This window comes from Staphylococcus sp. GDB20D11A, from assembly GCF_016893255.1.
In the GTDB taxonomy this organism is placed as follows: domain Bacteria; phylum Bacillota; class Bacilli; order Staphylococcales; family Staphylococcaceae; genus Staphylococcus; species Staphylococcus aureus.
This window is the reverse complement of record NZ_JAFEPJ010000001.1, coordinates 191,513-198,105: the sequence shown is the minus strand read 5'-3', so window position 1 is coordinate 198,105 and position 6,593 is coordinate 191,513. Positions and strand designations below refer to the sequence as shown.

Annotated in this window: 7 protein-coding genes; all 7 read right to left on the bottom strand. The window is 29.8% G+C overall.

Features of this window, described 5'->3' with window-relative positions:
• Positions 1–199: type I restriction-modification system subunit M N-terminal domain-containing protein (locus JV528_RS01035; RefSeq protein ID WP_141724154.1), on the bottom strand; the 199-nt coding region annotated here is incomplete at its 3' end.
• A gap of 251 nt (positions 200–450) precedes the next feature.
• Positions 451–1,128: a superantigen-like protein SSL10 gene (locus JV528_RS01030; RefSeq protein ID WP_000673043.1), complete on the bottom strand. Its 678-nt coding sequence runs from the start codon at positions 1,126–1,128 to the stop codon at positions 451–453.
• Positions 1,129–1,493: 365 nt separating this feature from the next.
• On the bottom strand, positions 1,494–2,192 hold the full coding sequence (locus JV528_RS01025) for a superantigen-like protein SSL9 (protein ID WP_000673052.1): 699 nt from the start codon (positions 2,190–2,192) through the stop codon (positions 1,494–1,496).
• Between the two features lie 377 nt (positions 2,193–2,569).
• Positions 2,570–3,268, bottom strand: coding sequence for a superantigen-like protein SSL8 (locus JV528_RS01020; RefSeq protein ID WP_000673481.1), 699 nt, complete (start codon positions 3,266–3,268; stop codon positions 2,570–2,572).
• Positions 3,269–3,609: 341 nt separating this feature from the next.
• A complete protein-coding gene (locus tag JV528_RS01015; RefSeq protein WP_204177140.1) occupies positions 3,610–4,305 on the bottom strand; it encodes a superantigen-like protein SSL7 in 696 nt (231 codons plus the stop codon).
• Positions 4,306–4,726: 421 nt separating this feature from the next.
• Entirely contained in the window at positions 4,727–5,422 is a 696-nt protein-coding gene (locus JV528_RS01010) for a superantigen-like protein SSL6 (protein WP_000769847.1), read from the bottom strand.
• A gap of 431 nt (positions 5,423–5,853) precedes the next feature.
• A complete protein-coding gene (locus JV528_RS01005) occupies positions 5,854–6,558 on the bottom strand; it encodes a superantigen-like protein SSL5 (RefSeq protein ID WP_000784250.1) in 705 nt (234 codons plus the stop codon).
• Between the last annotated feature and the right edge of the window lie 35 nt (positions 6,559–6,593).

Sequence of the window (6,593 nt, the reverse complement as noted above, 5' to 3'; positions counted from 1 at the left end):
GATACGTGATGTCTTCACCTGCCAAGGCATCTGCATATTCTTGTTCGGCTTTTTCAGATAAGAAGCGATAGAAAATCAAGCCTAAAATGTAATTACGGAATTCACTCGCATCCATATTCCCTCTTAAATCATTCGCAATCGACCATAATTTTTTATGTAATTCAGCTTGTTGCTGACGTTGTTTTTCAGTAATAGACATGTGATTCCTCCGCCTTTGAATAAGTAATTTATCTCTTTGTGTAATAGATTTATTATAACATTTGGTTATGTTGCGATGTTGAGAATTTTGAGGTTGGTTGTGGAAATTTTTATATTTATGGAGATTGGGATAGGATAAACCAAAACAGCTTAACGACGATATCGATTGATGCATCCTTTTTATAAGGTATGCGCATCAATTTACTTTTCATCGTTAAGCCGCTTCAATTATTTTTTATTATTCGTAATTATTTACTTTAAGTTAACTTCAATATCTTTAATTTGTTTGCTTTCTATGACTTCCCCCATATATTTAAATTTTAATTTAGATCTTAAATCAAGGTTATAAAAACTGCCATCTTTCAAGCTAATTTTAACCCTACCATCTTTTGAGATTGTTTTATAAAGTCCATATTTTTCGATTAGATGCTTTCTCAACTTAAAATCTAACTCTTTTAATGTTATTTTTTCTTTTTTAATATAATAAGGGTATCCTTTCACAAAAGCATCTTCACCCTTTTCTTTTGTAACATTTAATATTGGGGCACTGACAACTCCAGATGTTTTATTCGTCTGTATTACGCCACTAACAGTATAAAATATGTCGTGTTTGTCTCTTTTTTCTTGAACAAAAAACACATCTAAGCCCTTATAACTACGCTGTTGAAATCTATTTTTATCATTTCCAAGCAGCAATACTTGAATCTTCATGCCTCTATATTTAAAACGCAAGTTATTTTTACCATGCTTCAAAGCATTAATGTTTTTCAATTCCATAGTCTTTCCAGTGTAGTATCTGTATAATGCTTCCTTGTCATGTTTGTTTACTGACTCTTGTTTTGCATGACCTGAATGAGCCTCTGTTGTTAAAGTTCCAGTTGTTAAAATTCCTAAAGCTAATGTTGCTTTTGCTAATGCTGTAAATTTCATATTTATTTGCTCCAATCTTAATATATTGGATTGTTTTCATTACGTAATTTGAATCATACATTATTATTATAACGTGCATCATTTCATACGATAATTAACCTCGATTTAAATATACTTGAATTATTCTTAATGAAAAACAAATATATTTTAATGTTCAGGTTAAATGACTTTCATTATTTCATTTAGTTGTTTTACTGGATTATCGTTCACTACAACTACTTTTGTTATGGTGTTCTGCTCTTTGAATTACAAAAACAACTTAACAACAGTAATGTATTTAACACAGTTCCTTATATAAGGACACGGATGTCAATTCACATTTTGTCGTTAAGCCGCTTCTTAAGCTATTATGCTATTAACTCGAACTAATTTAAATTCACTTCAATGTTTTTAATTTTCTTACTGTCCATTACATCAAACATACGTTCAAAACTTAATTTTTCACTTAAATCAATTTCATGCTTCTTTTCGTCTTTCATATTGATAACAATTCTACCTTTATCTGCCGTTCCTTTGTACAATCTATATTTTTCAATTAATAGTTTTCTTATTTTAAAGTCCAGTTCCTTCAATGATACTTCTTCCTTTTGAATAAAGAACAACTCGTTTATCGAAAAGCCATTTTTAGCATCAACTTTTTTAACTTGTAGACTTGGATTACTTACAAATCCAAACACTGATCTCACATTTTTCTTTGTTATACCGCCAACGCTATATATGCCACCTTTTATATCTATTAATTCAGGTACTGCAAAGACATCAAGGCCATGTGTTTTTTCTTTATATTTATTTTTATCGTCACCAAGTAAAAATACTTTAAAAGCTTTATTTCGTTGTTTAAAGTTTAAAACGTTAGAGCCATAGTAATCTTCGCTTTTAACACTAATGTTTGTTGGTTCAAAACTTTCTTCAGAATAGTATTGATGTAGCATATTGATATAATATTTGCGCTGTGTCTCATCAAGTTCTACTTTCGCGTGACCAGTTTGACCTTCTGCTGTAAACACACCTGTAGTTAATATTCCTAATGCTAATGTTGCTTTTGCTAATGCAGTAAATTTCATATTTATTTGCTCCAATCTTGATATATTGGATTGTTATTATTACGTAATTTGAACTATCTGTCTTTATTATAAGGTGCATCAAAACAGACTGACATTAACGCTCATTTAAATAAACTTGAATCATTATTAATGAAAATCAAACGTATTTTAACATTCGTATTAACTGATTTTTAATAGCAACATAAATATTTTTTTGTTGAATCATTGTTCATTCCGATTAGTTTTAAGTCTTAAGCTATTCGTTATAAAGTGTACAAAAAAGCAGCTTAATAACGTAGTCAATGTTCGATATGTTTTTATTATAAAAACACGTATCAATATCATTAAACATGGGGTTATTAAACCGCTTCTTAAGCTTTTATTCTATATATCATTGATTATTTCAAATTCACTTCGATGTTCTTAATTTGTTCACTACTAATGACATCTGCCATACGCTCGAAATCTAATTTATCACTTAAATCAATTTCATACTTATTTTCATCTTTCATATTAATAACAATTCTACCTTTATCAGCTGACCCTTCATACAGTTTGTATTTTTTAATCAACAGTTTTCTTATTTTAAAATCAAGTTCCTTCAATGACACTTCTTCCTTTTGAATAAAGAAAAATTCATCAATAGAAAAACCGTCTTTATCGTCTATTTTTTTAACTAGTAAGTTCGGCGTTCTTAGAGACTCAAATATTGACTTTACGTTTTTCTTCGTTACACCACTAACGCTAAATATTCTACCATCTAAATCTACTAATTCTGGTACCGCAAAGACATCGAGGCCATGCGTTTTTTCTTTATATTTATTTTCATCTTTTCCCAATAAAAACACTTGGAACTTTTGATTTTGTTGGTTAAAAAGCAAAACGTTAGAGTCATAATAACCTTGACTTTGGCCACTAACATTTGTTAACTCATAACTAGGTCCTGAATAGTATTGATGTAACTTGTTTGTATCATATAAACGGTTCATTTTTTCATACTTTCCTTTTGCATTAACCGATTGATTTTCTGTTATCATTGCACTTGTTGTTAATATTCCTAATACAAATATCGCTTTAGCTATCACTGTAAATTTCATATTCATGTGCTCCAATCTTAATATATTGGATTGCTTTTATTACGTAATTTGAATAATACACATTTATTATAAAGGGCATTGAGACAGACTGACATTAACACTCGTTTAATTAAACTTAAATCATGGTTAATGAAGTTCTAATTAATATTCAATGGACATCACTTTCAAGAGTAATGTGAATTTTTAGTATGCTCACTCATAACCTGCGTTATAAAACATAAAACAGCCTAACGACACTGTTGATTTAGATACGCCCCTTTTTGGAGGATGTACGTATTTATTCAACATTTCATCGTTAAGCTGCTTCAAATTTATTACTTTAGAGTCATTGATTACTTACTTTAAATTTGATTAATAGTCACTGCTATATTTTGAATATCCTTACTATTCAACTCATCGCCCATGTGCTCGAATTGCAATTTATCACCTAAATCAATTTCTTTCTTTTCTCTATCTTTCAAATTGAAAGTGATCTTACCGTATTTAGTCGTACCTTTATATAAACCATAATTTTTAACTAAATGTTGTCTAATTTTGAAATCAAGTTCTTTCAGTGAAACTTCTTCTTTATTAATTGAAAATGATTCAATTGATGCATCTAAATTTCCGCCATACACTTTTTTAACAAATAAAGGTGTATTAGTTTCAGAAGATTGGTTATTTTTCTTCGTTACACCACCAACAGTAGATAGTCTACCGTTTGGATCAATTAATTCTTTTACCACAAAGACATTCTGGCCTTCAAGGCCTTGTTTATATTTAGCTTTATCTTCTCCTAATAAGAATAATTGGTGATTTTGACCATCTTGGTTAAAGCGTACAACGTTAGAACCGTTGTAATTTTCAACCTTACCACTAATATTACTGAATTCAAAACTTTCTGATGAGTAGTATCGATGTAAGTCTTTAATATCATATAAATGTTGTACTCTCTCTTGCTTTTCTTTTGCGTGGACTGCTTGGCCTTCTGATGTAATCACACCAGTAGTTAATAAGCCTAATGCCAATGTTGCTTTAGCTAACGTTTTTAATTTCACAGTACTATTCTCCCAATCTATTTATAAATTTTGTCTTAATATATTTTTATATGATTAATTCAATTACGTAATACGAACAATCTACTGTCATTATATAAGTGAGATACTGCGCTATGAATTAACCTCTTTTTAACTATTTTTGAACCAACGTTAAGTTAGTTAATGAAAATCTAACAGCGTTAATCTATTTTTATAACTTAACGCTGTTTTTTTCACATTTCACACTTTCCCTCAATTTAATAATGTTTTCCATATTGTTTCATGTCACGAAAAGGACAACGCGCGACTATAGGTATCAACCGTTTTTTCAAAAATTTGATCATGAACTCGCTCCTTTTTTCATCATAACAACACAAAAAAGAAGCTAAGCAATATGTTATCGCTTAACTTCCCTATAATTACTAGTCTGCTTGTCCAAAGATTATTTATATTCTAGCTCAACATTAATTTCTTTGATTTTAGTACCATCTATCGTGTCACCCATGCGATGCGGTTGTAATTTTTTTGTAAGTTCGAAAGTATAAAACTTATCATCTTCCATTTTAACTACAATTTTACCTTTTCTATTGTTAACAGCACCATATAATTTTTCTTCTTCCATCAATTTTTTTCTTAATTTAAAGTCCAACTCTTTTAACGAGACTTCTTCTTTAGTAATTTTAAATTTACTATCTTTAGACTTTTCCGATGATTCATCAATTTTTCTTGTTACTTTAACATCGACTTCTTTACTAAATTCTTTACTATTTGTCTTACTTAAACCACCAATTGAATATTGTCTTCCATTAACAGTTTCCTCCTCGATGACTAAAAATGCATCTTGCTTATCATGCTCACCTTGAGGGTATTTTTCAATATCTTTACCAAGCAAGCCAACAAAATAATCTTTTCGATCCTTCCAAACATATACTCCTTTATCTGTCACTTTCTGTCTATACAGACCATCTACATTTATTAACTCTAAACTTGGCTTGCTATAGTAGTATTTTAACGATTTATAATTGTGTTGACCTTGAGTTGATTCTGCCGCTTTTACTGTTTGACTTTCTGTTGTTATTACACCAGTAGCTAACAATCCCAATACTAATGTTGCTTTAGCTAACGTTTTTAATTTCATAGTACTATTCTCCCAATCTATTTATAAATTTTGTCTTAATATATTTTTATATGATTATTTCAATTACGTAATACGAACAATCTACTATCATTATATAAGCGGGATACTAAGCTATGAATTAACCTCATTTTAACTATTCCTGAACCAATGTTAAGCTAATTAATGGAATCCTAACAGCGTTAATCTATTTTTTAAACTTAACGCAGCTTTTTTCACATTTCACACTTTCCCTCAATTTAATTATGTTTTCCACATTGTTTCATGTCACTAAAAGGACAACGCGCGACTATAGGTATCAACCGTTTTCCAAAATTTTGATCATGAACCCGCTTCTCATTTTCATCTCACCAACACAAAAAAGAAGCTAAGCAACTTATGTTGCCTAACTCCTCTATACTATCCATATTTTACATTATCCATATTTCATTAAATTATCTAATGCTGGCTTCTATTTTTTCAATATTTCTACCGTCAATGACGTCACTCATGCGATTTGTTTGTAATTTTTTATTAAGTTCAAACGTATAATAGCCACCATCTTTCATTATCACTTTTATCTTACTATCTTTAGGAAACTTTTTATACAGATCAAAATTTTGAATTAAATACTGTCTCAATTTAAAGTCGAGTTCTTTAAGTGAAACCTCTTCTTTATAAATGTAGTGTCTTTTAACATGCGTATAAACACCTGCGTCTACTTCTTTTTTAATAACGAATTTAGGTGCGTTTAAGTAATCATAGTAAGCACCTTGATTTTTCTTAGTGACACCACCATATGAAAACACTGTGCCGTTGCGATTTTCTGCTTCTTTAACTACAAATATATCTAAACCTGGATTTTTACGTGTTTTAAGTCTTTCTATATCTTTACCAAAAATTTGTATTCTAGTGAACTTTTGATGTTTATCAAAGATAAGGTAATGCTTGCCACCTTTGCTATAACGATAACCAGTAACATTTTTAAGTTCCTTACTTGCGCCACTATAGTAATCTCTTAAGTCAAAAATATCTTTTGTCACATTTTCATATTTTGCTTCATGTTCACTTGCATTTACAGTTTGATGCGTTGATGTTATTGTTCCTGTTGCTAAAATACCTAATGCTAAACTTGCTTTCGCAATTGCTGTCATTTTCATAGTTGTATGCTCCATTCGTAATTATTAGATTTGTT